Raw genomic sequence first — 18,324 nt, forward strand, 5'->3', positions numbered from 1 at the left:
TCTAATTAATTTTTTACCGTAAACCTTTTAGGCACATTGAATGGAAAATCTACCGCCTCGTTTACTATGATACTATTATAGTGAAGATCGATTTTCACACTTCTATTCTGAGCGTCCGAACGGATACTAACATCCTGAGGGAACTCTTTTCCTGAAATATTCACAAAGTTGGCGTAGTTAACAAGAAGGTTTTTTCCGCTGCTACGGTCGGTCAGATTGCTCTGAACCAGATTATACCGGCTGTTAAACAGGAGCTTGTACAATAAACCTGATACATTGCCGCTAAGTACGGTCTGCGAATTCTCTTCTCCGACTGTTACCTCAGAGCCCGTAATGCCCTGCATCATAGTAGCTGTAAATAAAGATTGTACCGTATTAAAACTTACCTGCTTATTAGTGAACTGGTGTATATAATTGAAAGGTTTGGCCAGATATTCACTTTGTAAACGATTTAACACCTTTATACTGTCCGGTGTTATCAAAGCCCTGGCAACTTCAATTCCCGCGATGGCCGTGACTGACACCCAAATGGCTTCTCCATTCCTCATACGAATATTCATGCTGACATCTTGGGTATTATTATTTATATTCAAGTCGGCTTTGGCTTTTACAGAAAGCGTAGTATAGGTTGGCTGCTTATCCTGGACATTTTTCATGACGCTGCCTGAAGACAACCGTTCTTTCTCAAGGGGAGCAGGGGAAGCCGGCAAAGTAGCTTTCTTCGTTTTACAGGCAGAAGCTGCAAACAAGGTCAAACCCGTCAGGACTACACACAGAACCTTATTCAGAATATTTTTTCTCATTTATTTTCTTATTTAAAACGTCTGAACTAGCGCCTTTTTCCCTGGCTGACTTCCACTGCTGCAGTGCCAGATCCTTTTCGCCAAGATGGTAAAGGATATCACCATAATGTTCAGCCAGGACTCCGCTGTTCTTGTTATTACTGATAGCTTTTTCAATCCAAATGCGGGCATCCGCATATTTTTTTTGCTTAAATAGTACCCACGCGTAGGTATCTTCAAATGATGAGTTTCCAGGCTGCAGTTTATTTGACCGTGCAGACATTTCCTCCGCTTTCCGAAGATTATTTCCCCGTAGGGATAGGTAGTAAGCATAATTGTTTAGTACATACGTATTATCGGGATTCAGAACGAGAGCTTTATTATAAGAGTCATCAGACTCGGAATATTTTTTTAGGGCATTATATGAATCGCCTAAAGAGGAATAGATCTGCGTCTGGAAATTCTTATCCTCAGGCTCAAAGTCGATCGCGGTGTTAAAATAGCTGATGGCTTTCGGGTGCTTGCCGCTCTGTGCATATGCAATAGCTGTATAAAAATACAGAGGCGCCTGGTTGGGAAATAAGCTTAAAGCTTCTTCTCCATCGGTAATAGCCGAAGCATAGTCCCTGGCACTGATATTTATTTTAATAAGTTGTTCCCAAACCTGATAAATCTGGCTATTGAGTTCAAGTGATTTTTTATAGGCTTGTTTTGCATCGTTCAACTTTTGCACCTGGAACAATACATCTCCGTAAAGAGAAAAGGCCTTCGCTTCTGCCGGGTGACTTTCTGTAACAAGCTTTGACAGTTTCAATGCCTGCTCTCTTACAGCAGCATCCTCAAACTTTTGAAACAAGGATAGTATGATCCCTATCTTAGCATTTACATGTAATTCAGGCGAAGCAAAAGCTGTTTCTAGTTCGGCCGTTGCCTCTTCATTCTTTCCCCAATCCTTATAGATATCAGCGATACCCAAACTAATGAAGGGATTACGAATACCTTTGGATTTTGCTTTAAGAAGTATTTCTAATGCTTTGTCCCGCCTGCCTGATTTTATGTACAGATCACTTTGATTTAGATAATTAGTTGCTTCGCCAGGATTCGCCCCTATAAGTTTATCTATTTCGAGAACAGCTTTTTCAGAATCTCCCCCTTGCTGGTAAGCACGCTGCCTTGCATTACTTAACTCTGTTGAACCGCCAAATTTTTCTTCTATGGAGCTGTAGATCATTTCTGCCTCTTTTGTCTTATTAGCTAAAACAAGAGAGCTCGCTTTATCGAAGTAATAATTATCATTATCCGGCTCCAGTCTTATCAGATCAGTATAAATTAAGCTGAGCTGATCGTAATTGCGATGCTTTTTATAAATATCAGCCAAAAGAAGCCAGTACCATTTATTACCCGAATTTACTGTGACGGCGTCGCGGGCATATTTCTCAGCCACAGCATCTTCGTCCTGTGAATGATATAAAGTGGCTAACTCGTATAAAGCTGCATGATTAGCAGGATCAGTTTGGACAATCTGTTTGAAATAGCCCTCCGATTCAGAAATTCGGTTTGATGTTTTTGCCTTTAACCCGCTGAAAAAATTTTCTCTGATAAGAACACTGTCTTCTTCATTGAGTACGCGTCCTACAACTACCACAGCAGCGTTTTTCTGCTGCGCAATACACACCCCACAAGTAATACTCAAGAAAAAGGCAAACGTTCTAAACATATTTAAATTCCTGTGTGGCCATATCCTCCGGCTCCTCTAACTGTATCTGTTAGAATTTCAACTTCACCCCAATCAATCTGTTCATACTTTGAAATAACCATTTGCGCCACCCTGTCTCCGTTTCTGACAACAAAATCTGTATCAGAAAGATTGATCAGCAGAATTTTAATTTCTCCCCTGTAATCGGCATCAATGGTACCAGGAGAATTCAACACTGTGATACCGTATTTATATGCAAGGCCACTTCGGGGCCTTACCTGAGCTTCGAACCCCTTAGGCAATTCCATATATAGTCCCGTTGGAATGAGCACGCGCTGCAAAGGTTTAATTATAATCTCATTCTCCCGAATAAAAGCCCGTAAATCCATGCCGGCGGAAAGCTCCGTTTCATAAGCCGGAAGTGCATTGTCTGATTTATTTATTATGTTAACGATCATCTTCGAAGAATTAAGCGAATATTTTTCCTTTCAAAATATAGTGTAACCAAAACGAAGGCAAGTACTAAAGTATTGCCTGCAAATAAACTTCGGTTAAACACATTGAAAGATAAGAATACTATTATGACAGAGGCAATTAAATAGGTCACTATTTTTTTCACATTATAGGGTATCGGATAATTTCTCTGCCCGAGAATATACGAAAGCACCATCATCGTGGAATAGGCTGTCAGTGAAATCCATGCAGATGCCATGTAGCTGTACCTGGGAATGAAAATTATATTCAACACAATGGTTAACAGCGCCCCAATCCCCGAGATATACAAACCATATTTAGTTTGATCAGACAGTTTATACCAAATAGATAAATTCATATAAATGCCCAGACTTACATACCCGAACAACAGCACAGGCACTACCTTTAATCCCGACCAAAAAACCTCCTTTTCGGCGTCACTTCCCTTGACAAAATATTTTAAGATTTCAATGTTAGCTACAAGGCTCACAAATATCAGGCAGATTGCTATCACGAAATAATTCATTATGCTGGCATAGGTCTCACCTGAATTTTTGCTCTTGGCGTGGCTGAAAAAAAATGGCTCGGCCCCTAAACGAAAAGCCTGAATAAAAATACTCAGGAAAATGGCTATTTTACCAACAGCGCCATAGATTCCCACCTCCTCCGCTCCAAAATCACCATCCAAAAGTTTTTCAAGAAAGATCTTATCTGAGTTTTCGTTTACGATGAAAGAAAGGTTCGCAATCAGTACGGGAAAACTGTAGTTAATCATCTCCTTCAACAGCCCTCTATCTAGCTTATGACCCAATTTTAAAAGTTCCGGAAACAGCAGTATAAGTGTAAGAACACTTGCCATAAGGTTAGATACAAAAACATATCCTACCCAACCAGGTCTATACCAACCAAATTCACTTCCGTTTTTAATAAGCCAGGGGATCACAAACAAAAAGATAAGATTCAGGGAAACGAAGCTGATTACATTAACAAGCTTAATAAGGGCATATCTGCCAGGATGTCCTTCTGCTCGTATCTTCGCAAACGGAATTACTGAAATTGCATCTATCACCAGTATCCATATAAATAACCGGATAAATAACTTATAGTCCTCAACACTAGTCACACTCCCATCATGCATCCAGATAGCTACTTTGCCTGCAAAGAATGAGCTGACTAATAAAAAGCTCAGCGCTATACACAGCACAAAAAAGAAAGTAGTAGTGTATACCTTTCTTTTTTCCTCCAACCCTTCATACTTATTCAGGTATCTGAAAAAAGTTGTTTCCATTCCGAACGCCAGTACCGCATTCAGCATGGAAGCCCAAGCATACATAGTAGTGAAAATTCCATATACCCGGGCAGGGTAAATACTTACATAAATAGGGGTCAGTATAAAGTTAAGCAACCTGGAAATGATAGTGCTTAATCCATAGACCACTGTCTGACCGGCAAACTTTTTTAGTGTTGACAATATTCGAGTGTTATTTTAACCCCCGCTCAGGGTGAGTTCTTTCTTACGACCTCAAAATTACGATAGTTTTTTATTTCGCCCTCTACATATTCTACACGCTCAACTTTTGCATGCTGAGGGCCTTCATTACACCATTCTAAAAACGACTCCAAAGAAAAATCATCTCCTTCTACCTCGGCATACACAGAGCCATCATCCTTATTTTTTATGAAGCCTCTTACTCCGAGCTGATCTGCAACTGCCTTAGTAGCGGCCCGAAAAAAAACGCCCTGGACTTTACCGAAAACAGTAATATTTAAATGTTTCATACATCTCTTAAATTAAGCACTCCAGATTAAAGCTCCAGGTCGGCTAAGCGTTTTTTCTCTGTTAAAAAATCGTTCCAGATATCATTTAATATCCTGGCTGCAGGCCTTATCCCATTCAACATAGCAGAAACCTGACCTATCTCCAATTCTCCCTCAAGCAGATCGCCTTCGAACATGCCTTTTCTTGAGCGCCCGCGACCCAGCAATTCTTCAAGCGCTTGTCTGTCGGCTCCCTTCATCTCTGCCTTTTCTACTTTATTAAAAAATTCATTTTTCAGCAACCTTACAGGAATCAACGTTTTGAGGCTTAGCTTGGTATCCCCTTCTTTTGCTTGCAAAACTGCCTCCTTAAAGTTGACATTCGCGGATGATTCCTCTGCAACGGCAAACGCTGAACCAATTTGAACGCCTTCCGCTCCCAGTGCCATAGCGGCCAGCATAGCCTTGCCATTGCCTATCCCTCCGGCTGCGATTACTGGTATAGAAACCGCTTCACATACCATCGGAATCAAGCACATGGTAGTTGTTTCCTCTCTTCCATTGTGTCCTCCGGCCTCAAAGCCTTCGGCTACGACAGCATCAACACCACTATCCTCTGCTTTCTTTGCGAACTTAGTATTCGCAACGACATGAACAACGGTTACGCCCGCATCTTTTAATTTCGTCGTCCAGGTTGCTGGGTTACCGGCAGAAGTAAACACTACTTTAACACCTTCTTCCAGAATTATATTGATATGTTCTTCAACAGCGGGATAAATCAAAGGAATATTAACACCAAAAGGCAATGAAGTGGCGGCCTGACATTTTTTTATATGGGATCGTAATATGTCGGGATACATTGAACCGGAGCCAATGAGACCCAAACCACCGCTATTGCTGACCGCGGAGGCCAGTTCCCAACCACTGCACCAAATCATGCCAGCTTGAATTATCGGGTAGTTAATACCTAATAAGCTTTTAATTCTGTTCATCGATGCAATTTGGCATTTATAGCAATAATGCCAAAAGATTAAATAAGTTTTTTTACTTCAGAATTAGCGGTTAGGCTTAAACCATTAACATTTGTGATGAGGTTTAGTCCTGGTTTTTTGCCAGGCTCCAGGCTCCCGAATTTTTCATCGATACCTAAATATTTTGCACCATTTAAGGTAGCCCAAGCGATTGTGTCTTTTAATGCAAGCTCGGGGAAGTTCTTATGCAGGGTTTTCAGCTCAGAGAGTATGCATAACTTTTGATTCGACGCCAGGCTATCTGTCCCTAGCGTAATATTCAGATCATCGAAAAGAAACATCTCAATCTTCGGCATCCTGTTCTCAATATACAAGTTTGCATTCGGGCAGAAGCAAATACTGATGTCCCTGTTGGTCCGTCGTATGAAATAAACATCCTTCATACTCGTGTAAGTATTGTGAACCAGCAGTATTTTCGCCTTTTTAGACATCAACGGAATACAACTTTGAAGGGAATTTCGAGCCTGAGGCTTAAAAAACTCTATATCAATGTTTAGATTTTTATAAAATTCTAAAAACCCGCCTAATTTATACCGGTATAATTTATTTTCTTCTTCGGTTTCCTGATTGTGTATCGAGAGCAATTCACCTGATTTGCCGCAAAACTTGTTAAGGTACCTGAAAAGCTCCTTACACACGGTATAGGGGGCATGGGGAACCAGAGAACTATTTAATGGGTCGAAATCTGTTAAGAGCTCTCCACCTGCCCTAAATACATCTTTCGCCTTTTCCGGATCGAAACAAATCAATTCAATGAATGAGTGATAGTAGATCGAGCTAGCCAGTTTTGTTGGTTTCGTTGCCAGTGTATTACAAACATCACCTACTGCAACAACACCATTCTCATACATCTCTTTATCTGCGCTAATAATAGCATCGTCTATTTCCTGCTGATTTGAATGGCGATTTTTTATTACGTTTTCAATGAATGGAATAAGGCCAGTGTCTTGTGGAATTTTTTTATGAAGATGAGATAGTTCCAGATGACAATGGCTGTTAACAAAGCCGGGCACAAGGATACCATCTAGTTTTTCTATGTTTTTTTTATCGATTTCAGGACTGCCGTCTTCGTATACATTAACTATCTCTCCCGATACGCCAACCGCAACAATCCCTCTTTTAACCGGTAAAGTGGAAACAGGGAGAACATAATCTGCGGAATAATATTTAATCATAAAACTTTATACTAACCCACCGCACAATCCATTCACACTTTTGCTGTTACAACAACAATAATAGGAAAAATTTTCATCATCGCTTTTTTTTCAAGATAAATATCTGAAATAATAAGTAAATTTGCGCTGTGAATGAGGCTGTTGTAAAAAGAGATATTCGTAACATATCATCTGCTGATTTAAAAGTATTTTTAACGCAAGCTGGCGAGCCGGCTTTCCGTGCTAAGCAAATTTCTGACTGGCTGTGGGTTAAGTCTGCAAGGAATTTTGATGAGATGAGCAATCTTTCAAAGTCTCTTAGGGAAAAGCTTAAGGAAAAATTTGCTATAAACGTCGCCTCCATTCACCAATCTCAGTTCAGTTCCGACCGTACCATCAAAAATACCTTTAAGCTATTCGATGAAAATATCATTGAAGGAGTTTTGATACCAACTTCAGATCGTATGACGGCCTGCGTCAGCTCTCAGGTTGGCTGCAGCCTCACTTGTAAGTTCTGCGCAACAGGTTACATGGACCGTAAGCGCAATCTAGATGCTGGCGAAATCTATGACCAGGTTGTTTTAATTGACAAGCAGGCCAGGGAAAACTACAATATTCCTTTATCGAACATTGTTTATATGGGCATGGGAGAACCCCTGTTAAACTATGCCAATGTTCTTAAATCAATTGATCGTCTAACTTCGGAAGACGGTTTAAATATGGCCGCAAAACGAATTACCGTTTCAACTGCTGGCATTGCCAAAATGATTAAAAAATTGGGTGATGATCAGGTTAAGTTCAATCTTGCTCTTTCTTTGCATGCGGCCAACGATAAAAAGCGTAATGAAATTATGCCGATTAACGAGCAAAACTCTCTAAAAGCGCTAGCAGAAGCCCTAAAGTATTATTTCTTAAAGACCAAAAATCCGGTTACCTACGAGTATATCATCTTCAATGACTTTAACGATAGTATCGAAGACGCCATGGAACTTGCCAAATTTTGCAAGCACCTTCCCTGCAAAGTTAATATCATTGAGTACAATCCTATCTCATTTGCTTCATTCCTTAATGCAGAGGAAGATAAAACCGAGGCTTTTGCGAATTACTTAAAGAAACAAGGGATTACTACAAACATTCGTCGCAGTAGGGGCAAAGACATCGATGCTGCCTGTGGCCAGCTTGCCGTTAAAGAACAATAATTTTGTGTGAAATGCTTTTTTTGTAAATTGTAGCGATGAATGCGGTTTACAGGCATCTTAGCGACTTTGTCTCTTTATTTTTCCCTGAAGTCTGTGCAGGCTGCGGTGCAAGTCTGGTCAGTCAGGAATCGGTATTATGCTCCGGATGTATTTTCCATTTACCTTACACAAACTTTCATCTTGATAAAAGCAACCGGGTAGCAAGGCAATTCTGGGGACGGGTCACTTTCAGGCAGTGCAGTGCGTACCTTTATTTCTCAAAGGGCTCAAAGGTTCAAAACCTCATGCATCAGCTCAAGTATAATAATCGTCCTGAGGTAGGTTTTAAACTCGGTGACATGTATGGCAAGGATCTGAAAGAGGCTTCGGGGTTTGAAAAACCAGATCTGATCATTCCTGTTCCGCTGCATCCGGCGCGTCAGCGAAAGCGTGGTTATAACCAAAGTGACTACTTTGCTGAGGGGCTTTCTAAACAGTTAGCTTGCCCTTTTAACAACCGCTCATTAAAACGCGGCCATTTTACAGAGTCGCAGACCAGAAAGTCCCGTTTTGTTCGATATGAAAACATGAAAGACGTCTTCATGGTAAATGAACCAGAGCTGCTTAAAGACAAACATATATTATTGGTAGACGATATCATTACTACAGGCGCAACTATTGAAAGTTGTGCAAATGCCCTTCTAACTATTTCTAACACAAAAATCAGCATAGCCTCCATTGCCTTTACCGAATAAAATATGAGATCACTTTTTTTTTCTATCTTCATTATAGTATTATCCTGTTTGGGATGCCGTAAAGAAGATGATTATTACGTAGACCCACGGAATCCTCTTGAATTTTCAGAAGACAGTATTTCATTTGACACCGTGTTTACAACAACGGGATCTACGTACAGACGGGTAAAAGTGTTTAACCGCAGCAATAAAAAGATAAAGATATCAGAGATCAAACTTATGGGCGGAGAGTCTTCGTCCTACCAGATTAATATAAATGGACAGGCGTCTAGCCTGCTGACAGATTTTGAATTACGGGGACGCGATTCTATAAATATGTTCATTAAAGTCACTATAAATCCTAATGCTGAAAATCAACCTTTTATTGTAACCGATTCTGTGCAGTTTATAACTGAAGGAAACATACAGCAATTACATCTACGTGCTTTTGGACAGAATGCGCACTTTGTTAAAGACCTCGTAATAGACGAAAACACGGTCTGGGATAACTCTTTGCCTTACGTTGTCTACAACTTTGTTAAAGTAAATGAAGGAAAAACCTTGATAATTCCGAAAGGGAGCCGGATCTATTTCCATAAAGGTGGAAAACTTGAGGTTGCCGGAACCTTGCGTATAGAAGGAGAAGCAGATGATTCAGTTACCATTGCCAGCGACAGACTTGAACGGCTACCTTATGCCGAAGAAAAGGGCCAATGGGATGGTATACGATTTTTGGAGAGCAGCAGGGATAATTTTATAAATCATGCAACTATAAAAAACGCACTTATAGGTTTACAAACGGGCACAAGTTCTGCCACATCAAGCGTAAACCTATTTATCGCAAATTCCATAGTCAAAAACATGGAAATTGCAGGCATTACAGGATATAAATCCTCCATCACTGCCTTTAATAATCTTTTTGCGAATTGTGGCCGCTACCTGATATATTGTCCGAATGGCGGCAACTTCAACTTCAAACAAAATACCTTTGTTAACCTGTCTTCAAGGACTACGCCCTCACTGTATTTTAGTGATATCCTGTCTGAGAGCACAACCGGGCCTCTGCAGGTTACCCTAATCAATAATATCATTTGGGGTGCCCTGCAAGATGAACTTATAGTTGAAAAAAAGGGTAACGATTTTTCCCAGACCATCCGGAGCAATTTGATCAAATCAACGGACAGGAACATTGCCAGCTTCGGAAATATTGTTAATGAGAACCCTTCGTTTGTTGCAAACAGCATTACTTATTATCTAATGCCTGGCAGTACGGCCGAAAATAAAGGTGAAGACTTATCCTCTGATCCAAATTTCCTTTTGTGGCTATCGTCCGACAAAAACAACAAGACAAGAATATTCCCCTCTGAATTAGGTTGTTATGAAATAATCCAAAATTAAAGGTAACCTTTACAGTATCCTACGGTATAATACCCCGAGAGCGTTAATTTAGAATGAAAAAGCTGGAAGCCATCAGGCAACCAGCTTTTTCTATTTTATACTAATGTGTTGCTTAGCCGGCTGAAATGAAAAGGTCTTCAAACGGGGAGAATGAAGACCTTTTACTAACCAATTATAAACCGGTTCAAAAGTAGTTCTTTTATACTTTGGCAAACTGTTTTTAACATTTTTTAACAAGTCGCCAATGTGCCCGGTCCAGTTTTATCACATTCTGGTCCGCTTCAACACCCTCCTTATTCATATAATGTTCAATTTGAACGAATGTCAATAAGCATATTTTATAGACCGTGACTAAACCGTGATTAAGCCGTGACAAGACGGTAAAAACGACAGTCTTGGTACTGCGGAAACACCTTCATGGATCAAGCTTGTACAGAAGCCGTTAAAAGCACATTAGGAACCGTATGCTGGCGCACGCGTACCGTGTGTGCCAAGAAATCCGATACAGGAAGAAGAACTTTTTTTTACGTCGTCCCCACAACTTTCACGCTTGATTCGCTAAAGGCTTAATCCGCATCAAGGGGGAAGAATGACCTTTAATTAAAAAGCCCGCATCGGATGATGCAGGCTTAAAGACTATATTTGGTTAGTTGAGTCCCCAAATATAACTACAATTATGATACTCGCAAATCTATATTCAAAAAATATTAAAAAATTATGAATTTAATAGTCATTCCATTTGATATTCACGTTTCATTTAATTTTTCGGTCGGTAATATCCATTTCTTCCACAACAATAAATAACATGTTTAAAACATTTTTAATAAAAACAAGTTATTGACTTTTGGTGTCGCGGAGGAGTGTTACTCTTCAGTGATCAGACCAAATAATCAAAGAGAGAACAAATTTAGAAAAGCGTATGAATGAAATTTACTCTGTTAAAAAACCAGTTTTTTCCATTGTACTCTGTGCTTAACATCTTTACTTAAGTTTATACTCAATTACCGGCTCAGTTCCATTTTGGGGTAATATATACGGAACTGCTGATCGTAAAATCTTCTACCTTGAAGTTCGTTACTATATTGACTTATAGATTCATTTATATATGGAACAGGTTATACTGGAGAGGGATGTAAAAAAAGCCCCTAAACCTACGACTACGGACGATTCTCTTGACTTAAAGGAATTGTTAAACGTACTGTCACAAGTAAAAAATGGAAAGCTGGATGCACGTATGCCCGTGACACAAGCTGGTATTAATGGCAAGATCTGCGAGGTGCTGAACGAGATCATCGATATGAACGAGCAGTTTGTAAACGAGATCTGCACTGCAGAAAAAATAATAGGAAAAAAGGGGAATTTATCAAAGAGGGTAGAGCTCCCGGATGCCAGGGGTGGCTGGGCCATTGGCATAAAGTCATTGAACAATCTAATCACAGATTTAACTTTCCCTACGCTGGAAATTGCCGGGATGATTAATTCTGTTGCCAATGGTAACTTATCACGGCAAATACCCTTGGAAATAAACGGTCAACCATTAAAGGGCGAATTCTTACGCATAGCAAAAGAATCAAATCAAATGGTTGCTCAGTTAAGGCTTTTTACCATGGAGGTAACCCGCGTTGCCAGACAGGTGGGTTCGGAAGGAAAACTGGGAGAGCAGGCTAAAATTAAAGGCGTTGCTGGTGTTTGGGAAGAACTTACCGATTCGGTAAACCAGATGGCTGGTAACCTTACAGCCCAGGTACGAAATATTGCAACTGTAACTACTGCGGTGGCCAAGGGCGATCTTTCCCGGAAAATCACGGTTGAAGCCAAAGGAGAGATCCTTGAATTAAAAAACACCATTAATACCATGGTGGATCAGCTTAACTCGTTCTCTTCGGAGGTAACCCGGGTGGCGCTTGAAGTAGGTACCGAGGGTAAACTTGGTGGACAAGCGAAGGTAACGGGGGTTGCCGGAACCTGGAAAGATCTAACTGACTCAGTAAACCGCATGGCAGGTAACTTAACCTCGCAGGTGCGGAACATTGCCGGTGTAACTACTGCCGTGGCCAATGGAGACCTTTCAAAGAAAATCACGGTTGACGTAAAAGGGGAAATGCTTGAATTGAAGAAGACCATCAACACCATGGTGGATCAGCTGAATTCATTTGCATCTGAGGTAACCAGGGTGGCGCTTGAAGTAGGTACCGAGGGTAAACTTGGAGGACAGGCAAAGGTTAAGGGAGTCGGCGGGGTGTGGAAGGATCTGACCGATTCGGTAAACCAGATGGGAAGTAATCTGACCGATCAGGTACGAAATATTGCCGACGTAACCACCGCTGTAGCAAAAGGCGATCTTTCACGAAAAATCACGGCAGATGCCAAGGGAGAACTCTTGCAGCTAAAAAACACCATCAACACCATGGTGGATCAGCTGAACTCATTCTCATCTGAGGTAACCCGGGTGGCCAGGGAAGTAGGTTCTGAAGGTCAGTTGGGGGGACAGGCAAATGTACCTGGTGTAGGCGGTACCTGGAAGGATTTGACAGACTCTGTAAATCAAATGGCGGGAAACCTGACAGGCCAGGTGCGAAATATTGCTGAAGTGACGACAGCCGTGGCTAAGGGTGACCTTTCCAAAAAGATCACGGTTGACGTAAAAGGGGAAATGCTGGAACTTAAGGTGACTATCAATACGATGGTGGATCAGCTGAACTCTTTTGGTTCAGAGGTAACGCGGGTGGCCCGGGAGGTAGGATCTGAAGGGCAGCTGGGTGGTCAGGCAAACGTGCCTGGCGTAGGTGGTACCTGGAAGGATTTAACCGATTCAGTAAATAAAATGGCCGACAACCTTACCTCTCAGGTACGGAATATAGCAGAGGTAACTACTGCAGTTGCAAAAGGTGACCTTTCCCGGAAAATTACAGTAAATGCCAAAGGAGAGCTTTTGGAGCTGAAGGATACGATCAATACGATGGTGGATCAGCTTAGAGGATTTGCTTCGGAGGTAACCAGGGTGGCCAGGGAAGTAGGATCTGAAGGACAGTTAGGCGGCCAGGCAAATGTTCCGGGGGTTGATGGAACCTGGAAAGACTTAACAGATAGTGTAAACAAAATGGCCGGTAATCTTACCGCCCAGTTGAGAAATATAGCAGATGTATCCATAGCGGTGGCTAATGGTGACTTATCTAAAAAGATCACTGTAGACGTTCGGGGAGAGATCCTTCAGCTTAAAGAAACTATTAATACGATGGTGGATCAGCTGAGGGGATTTGCTTCGGAAGTAACCCGGGTAGCTCGTGAGGTAGGTACCGACGGTAACTTAGGAGGACAAGCCTTTGTACCGGGCGTTGCCGGCACATGGAAGGACTTAACGGATTCAGTAAACCAGATGTCGTCAAACCTTACATCGCAGGTACGTAACATCGCAGAGGTAACGAAAGCGGTGGCAAGTGGTGACCTTTCGAAGACTGTGGTAATCGACGTAAAAGGGGAAATGATGGACCTGAAGAATACCATCAACACGATGGTGGATCAGTTAAACTCATTTGCGTCTGAAGTAACACGTGTAGCCAGGGAGGTTGGTACTGAAGGTAAACTAGGGGGACAAGCACACGTAAAAGGTGTAGGCGGTACATGGAAGGATTTAACGGATTCGGTAAATCAGATGGCGTCCAACCTGACTGGTCAGATCCGGGGGATTTCGAAAGTAGCAACCGGAATTGCAAAGGGAAACCTGAAGCAGCGCTTATCGATCAATGCTCTTGGCGAGGTTGCGCAGCTAACGGATACAATTAATGAAATGATCGACACGCTGGCCGTGTTTGCAGACCAGGTAACGACGGTGGCCCGGGAGGTAGGTGTTCAGGGCCGCTTAGGCGGTCAGGCAAGTGTACCTGGTGCATCCGGAACCTGGAAAGACTTAACAGAAAACGTAAATCAGCTGGCTCAGAACTTGACGGTTCAGGTACGGTCAATTTCTGAAGTAGCATCGGCGGTAACCAAAGGGGATTTAACCCGGACCATACGGGTGGATGCCAAAGGAGAACTTGAGGCTTTGAAGGACACCATCAACCAGATGATTGCCAATCTTAAAGGTACTACCTTGAGGAACCATGAACAGGATTGGCTGAAATCCAACCTTGCGAAGTTTGCTCAAATGCTTCAGGGACAACGAGACAGGAACGCGGTTGCTAATAAGGTACTTTCAGAACTTGCGGAGCTTGTGAATGCACGTTACGGAGCCTTTTATATCCTGGAGCAGCCCGATGACGTTACAGAGGAGCCGAAATTGAAACTATTTGCCGGCTATGCGCAGAGCAGGCACAAGGTGATAAATTCTGAATTTACACTTAGCGAAGGTCTGGTTGGGCAGTGCGCTATTGATAAAGAGCGTATTTTGATAACCAATATTCCAGGGAATTATCTCCAGATCAACTCTGGAATCGGGGCAGCAACACCATCTGCACTGGTTATTCTGCCAGTACTATTCGAGAATAATACTAAGGCGGTAATTGAACTTGCCTCGTTTGATACATTCAGTCCTACACACCTCGACTTTTTAGATCAGCTGACAGAAAGTATTGGTATCGTATTAAATAACATTGAAACAAATACCAGAACAGAGGAGCTTCTATCACAGTCGCAATCACTAGCCGGAGAATTAAAGGCTCAACAGGAAGAGTTGCGAAGAGCTAATGATGAGCTTCATGATAAGGCACAGCTGCTTGAAAAACAGAAAGAAGAAGTGGAGCAGATCAATAAAGAGGTCGAAGAAGCACGTCGATCTTTGGAAGAAAAGGCAGAACAGCTAACCCTTACCTCAAAATACAAATCGGAGTTCCTTGCAAACATGTCGCATGAGCTGCGTACTCCATTAAACAGCTTGCTTATCCTGGCTCAACAACTGTTTGAAAACCACGATGGAAACCTAAGCGAAAAACAGATAAGGTATGCAAGAACCATTCATTCATGTGGGTATGATCTTATCCAGTTGATTAATGACATCCTGGATCTTTCTAAGATTGAATCTGGAGTTATTTCTGCAGACATTATGCCTGTGAGCTTCAGAGAAATAGCTTCTTTCGTCGAAACCACGTTTAAACCAATATCCGAGGCTAAAAACCTTAATTTCGAAATCAACATCGAAGAAGAATTGCCTGAAATAATGGAAACGGACATTCAGCGTTTGAATCAGATCTTGAAAAACCTTCTTTCCAATGCATTTAAATTCACTGAAAAAGGAAGCGTAAAACTCAGCATCAAGCGTCCGAACGGGGCACTTCGAAATCCTCTCAGCGGCTCTGATCATGTAATAGCCTTTTCGATTGAGGATACAGGTATAGGGATATCAAAGAAAACGCAGGGCATAATATTCGAGGCCTTCCAACAGGCAGAAGGATCAACCAGCAGAAAATACGGGGGTACAGGTTTAGGGCTTTCTATCAGTAAGGGTTTTGCCGAACTTCTCGGAGGAACAATTATTGTGGAAAGCGAACTCGGGAAAGGCAGTTCCTTCACTCTCTTCCTCCCGCTGAAGTATAAAGAAGGGACGAAACAAATAGGAGAATACTCTAGCGCCTACCCTGTAGCAAAACCTGCACCTGAAGTTAAGGAGTCAATAATTGAAGATGACAAGCACAACATTCACCCGGGCGATAAAGTTATCCTGGTGATTGAGGACGACGTGCGCTTTACAAAAATCATGATTGACAAAGCACATGACTTTGGACTTAAAGCGGTTGTGGCTGTAAATTACATTGAAATTTTTGATGTGATTCAAAGTTACAACCCGATAGCGATTACGCTTGATGTAAACCTGCCTGAATCAAATGGCTGGAAAATTCTGAAATTGTTGAAAAACGATTATTCCTTGAGGCATATTCCGGTACATTTAATTTCAGGTGAAGATAACCGGGCACTGGCGCTTAAATACGGCGCCAAGAGCTTTCATTTAAAACCTCTTTCCAACAAATCTTTAGACGAACTAATATCCAGCGTTATCAATTACAATGATCGAAAGCTTAAAAAAGTGTTGATTGTTGAGGAAAACAAGAAGGACGCAGAAAACTTGATTTCGCTGTTGCAAACAGAAAGTATTCAAACCGCTATAGTCAATAATGCCAAGAAAGCCCTCTCCTTATTAAAAGAGGATGTTTTTGACTGTATTGTCTTGGATTTCAGCAAACCTGAAGCCGAACTCATTGCCAACTATCTTAACGTAAATAAACAGTTCCAAACGTCAGTAATTATTTACTCTAAGGAAGAATTCAACCCGGATCAGCTGATCCATTTAAAACGACTGGATCATAAGTCTATTTCCAAAGCTGAGGAGTCGGAAATACTTGTCCTGAATGAAGTTTTAAGGATGTTACATATTGATTTAAAAGAACTTCCAGAAGTTAATGCAAAAGAAATCAATAAACTAAAAGACGGCACAGACATCCTGGATAATAAAAAAGTACTTGTTGTTGATGACGATGTGAGAAACCTTTTTGCACTAACTGCCGCATTTGAACGTTCTAACTTGGAAGTGATCACAGCAGAGAGCGGAAGGGAAGCACTGGAATTACTTAATGAAAACAAGGATATCGATATCGTATTAATGGATATTATGATGCCTGAAATGGACGGTTATGAGACTATTCAATGGATTAGAAAAGAACCCAAAAATAAGCAACTGCCTATTATTGCGGTAACAGCAAAAGCAATGATTGGAGACAGGCAAAAATGTATCGCTTCGGGAGCTTCGGATTATATAACAAAACCGGTAAAAACCGATCAGCTTTTATCGCTGATGCGGGTTTGGCTATATCAATAACCTTCTAATATTGTATATCAAAGCAAAATATATAGCTTTGGTATACAATATTCATATTCACGCTAAATAAGAGAGATAGTGATTTCTGACACAATAAAAATTTTATTGGTTGACGACCGCGAAGACAACTTAATGTCAATGGAGGTGGTACTTGAAAAGGAAGGTTATTCCTTTTCGAAAGCAACTTCGGGCAAGGATGCTTTGAAGATTCTTCTTAAAGAAGAAGATTTCTCCTTAATTCTATTAGACGTTAAGATGCCGATCATGGACGGATATGAGACAGCGGAACTTATTTATCAGCGGGAGAAGCTTCAGAACATTCCGATAATCTTCATTACAGGACAAGACTATGAAGAGAAAGCTGTGTTTAAAGGATACCAGGCGGGAGCAGTTGACTACATCCGAAAGCCTTTTAATCCTCAGATATTAAGATCAAAAGTTGCCGTCTTCGCGGAATTGTACAAGAAAAATCAGCTTTTAAAAACAGCTGAAGAAGAACTTCGCCAAAAAAACGATGACCTGATTAAATTGAATCAGCAACTCGAAAGCAGGGTTAAAGAACGCACACTTGAGTTGGAAAAATTAAACGATGAGCTTCAGGAACTAAATCTTTCCAAAGACAAAATACTGTCGGTAATATCTCACGACCTTCGCAATCCATTTACTGCTCTATTGGCCTCTTCTGAAAAGTTGAACAGAGACTGTTCGAAACTGAGCACCTCAGAAGTTGCAAGTTTTTCGCAGATCATATACCGTACTTCAAAAAAAATCCTGGGTCAACTAAACGAACTTGTCGATTGGGCCAAGAACCAACGTGAAAAAAATAGTTTTAACCCTACCAAGTTTCAATTGGTGAAAGGGATGAAAGAATCTTTTGAGCTGTTGAAGAACAATGCTGCTCATAAAGATATCCTTTTAAAGAGCAAAGTCAGGGACAATATTTTTGTCAATGCAGACGCTCTTATGCTGAGGTCCATACTCCAGAATCTGATAACAAATGCCATTAAATTTACTCCGCATGGGGGCTCAGTGGTGGTTAGTGCAGAACCCAATGAAAAAATGATTGAAGTTTGTGTTCAGGATACTGGGATTGGAATGGATAAGGACATGAAGGAGAAAATTTTTATTGAAGCAGCTCATTCTATTTCAGGAACTAACAATGAGCCTGGCTCAGGACTTGGCCTTCTGCTAGTAAGAGATTTCGTGATGCAGCACGGCGGAACCATCCAGATTGAAAGCGAAATTGGAAAAGGCACCTGCTTTAAATTTACGGTTCCTGCAGTTCAAAATTAATTTTCATCCCGGCAAGGAAAT

Annotated in this window: 12 protein-coding genes; 5 read left to right on the forward strand and 7 right to left on the reverse strand. The window is 41.3% G+C overall.

Features of this window, described 5'->3' with window-relative positions; genetic code table 11:
• Nucleotides 1-5: 5 nt before the first annotated feature.
• The 7 genes from lolB1 to J3P37_RS09345 are packed head-to-tail and all read right to left on the reverse strand — an operon-like array spanning nucleotide 6 to nucleotide 6,916.
• Nucleotides 6-803 carry a lipoprotein insertase outer membrane protein LolB1 gene (lolB1, locus tag J3P37_RS09315; protein WP_256010836.1) on the reverse strand — a complete coding sequence of 266 codons (798 nt, stop codon included), beginning with the start codon at nucleotides 801-803 and terminating at the stop codon, nucleotides 6-8.
• Nucleotides 781-2,499, reverse strand: a complete 1,719-nt coding sequence (locus J3P37_RS09320; protein ID WP_256010837.1) for a tetratricopeptide repeat protein — start codon at nucleotides 2,497-2,499, stop codon at nucleotides 781-783. Before J3P37_RS09320 ends, lolB1 begins: the two co-directional genes overlap by 23 nt.
• Before the next feature lie 2 nt (nucleotides 2,500-2,501).
• Nucleotides 2,502-2,936 (reverse strand): dUTP diphosphatase, encoded by a 435-nt coding sequence (dut, locus tag J3P37_RS09325; protein WP_256010838.1) that lies wholly within the window; start codon nucleotides 2,934-2,936, stop codon nucleotides 2,502-2,504.
• Complete coding sequence (locus tag J3P37_RS09330) at nucleotides 2,933-4,423, reverse strand: oligosaccharide flippase family protein (protein ID WP_256010839.1); 1,491 nt, start codon at nucleotides 4,421-4,423, stop codon at nucleotides 2,933-2,935. Before J3P37_RS09330 ends, dut begins: the two co-directional genes overlap by 4 nt.
• Nucleotides 4,424-4,449: 26 nt before the next feature.
• On the reverse strand, nucleotides 4,450-4,731 hold the full coding sequence (locus J3P37_RS09335) for an acylphosphatase (protein WP_256010840.1): 282 nt from the start codon (nucleotides 4,729-4,731) through the stop codon (nucleotides 4,450-4,452).
• Between the two features lie 26 nt (nucleotides 4,732-4,757).
• Nucleotides 4,758-5,702, reverse strand: a complete 945-nt coding sequence (locus J3P37_RS09340; protein WP_256010841.1) for an NAD(P)H-dependent flavin oxidoreductase — start codon at nucleotides 5,700-5,702, stop codon at nucleotides 4,758-4,760.
• Nucleotides 5,703-5,740: 38 nt separating this feature from the next.
• Nucleotides 5,741-6,916, reverse strand: coding sequence for an amidohydrolase family protein (locus J3P37_RS09345; RefSeq protein WP_256010842.1), 1,176 nt, complete (start codon nucleotides 6,914-6,916; stop codon nucleotides 5,741-5,743).
• A gap of 128 nt (nucleotides 6,917-7,044) precedes the next feature.
• On the opposite strand from J3P37_RS09345, the gene rlmN reads away from it, so the two are divergent.
• From rlmN to J3P37_RS09370, 5 genes are all read left to right on the forward strand, one after another.
• Nucleotides 7,045-8,094, forward strand: coding sequence for a dual-specificity RNA methyltransferase RlmN (rlmN, locus tag J3P37_RS09350; protein WP_256010843.1), 1,050 nt, complete (start codon nucleotides 7,045-7,047; stop codon nucleotides 8,092-8,094).
• Nucleotides 8,095-8,129: 35 nt separating this feature from the next.
• Entirely contained in the window at nucleotides 8,130-8,828 is a 699-nt protein-coding gene (locus J3P37_RS09355; RefSeq protein ID WP_256010844.1) for a ComF family protein, read from the forward strand.
• A gap of 3 nt (nucleotides 8,829-8,831) precedes the next feature.
• Nucleotides 8,832-10,205 carry a hypothetical protein gene (locus J3P37_RS09360; protein ID WP_256010845.1) on the forward strand — a complete coding sequence of 458 codons (1,374 nt, stop codon included), beginning with the start codon at nucleotides 8,832-8,834 and terminating at the stop codon, nucleotides 10,203-10,205.
• Between the two features lie 1,105 nt (nucleotides 10,206-11,310).
• Entirely contained in the window at nucleotides 11,311-17,010 is a 5,700-nt protein-coding gene (locus J3P37_RS09365; RefSeq protein ID WP_256010846.1) for a HAMP domain-containing protein, read from the forward strand.
• Nucleotides 17,011-17,088: 78 nt separating this feature from the next.
• On the forward strand, nucleotides 17,089-18,303 hold the full coding sequence (locus J3P37_RS09370) for a response regulator (RefSeq protein ID WP_256010847.1): 1,215 nt from the start codon (nucleotides 17,089-17,091) through the stop codon (nucleotides 18,301-18,303).
• Nucleotides 18,304-18,324 lie beyond the last annotated feature (21 nt).

It is taken from the genome of Desertivirga xinjiangensis (genome assembly GCF_024436435.1).
GTDB classification, from domain to species: domain Bacteria; phylum Bacteroidota; class Bacteroidia; order Sphingobacteriales; family Sphingobacteriaceae; genus Desertivirga; species Desertivirga xinjiangensis.

What these genes read in the sequence shown, in the direction of transcription:
- J3P37_RS09360 (WP_256010845.1), top strand. Translation starts at nt 8,832, where the DNA reads ATGAGATCACTTTTTTTTTCTATCTTCATTATAGTATTATCCTGTTTG.
- J3P37_RS09320 (WP_256010837.1), bottom strand. Translation starts at nt 2,499, where the DNA reads ATGTTTAGAACGTTTGCCTTTTTCTTGAGTATTACTTGTGGGGTGTGT.
- lolB1 (WP_256010836.1), bottom strand. Translation starts at nt 803, where the DNA reads ATGAGAAAAAATATTCTGAATAAGGTTCTGTGTGTAGTCCTGACGGGT.
- J3P37_RS09365 (WP_256010846.1), top strand. Translation starts at nt 11,311, where the DNA reads ATGGAACAGGTTATACTGGAGAGGGATGTAAAAAAAGCCCCTAAACCT.
- J3P37_RS09340 (WP_256010841.1), bottom strand. Translation starts at nt 5,702, where the DNA reads ATGAACAGAATTAAAAGCTTATTAGGTATTAACTACCCGATAATTCAA.
- dut (WP_256010838.1), bottom strand. Translation starts at nt 2,936, where the DNA reads ATGATCGTTAACATAATAAATAAATCAGACAATGCACTTCCGGCTTAT.
- J3P37_RS09345 (WP_256010842.1), bottom strand. Translation starts at nt 6,916, where the DNA reads ATGATTAAATATTATTCCGCAGATTATGTTCTCCCTGTTTCCACTTTA.
- J3P37_RS09355 (WP_256010844.1), top strand. Translation starts at nt 8,130, where the DNA reads ATGAATGCGGTTTACAGGCATCTTAGCGACTTTGTCTCTTTATTTTTC.
- J3P37_RS09335 (WP_256010840.1), bottom strand. Translation starts at nt 4,731, where the DNA reads ATGAAACATTTAAATATTACTGTTTTCGGTAAAGTCCAGGGCGTTTTT.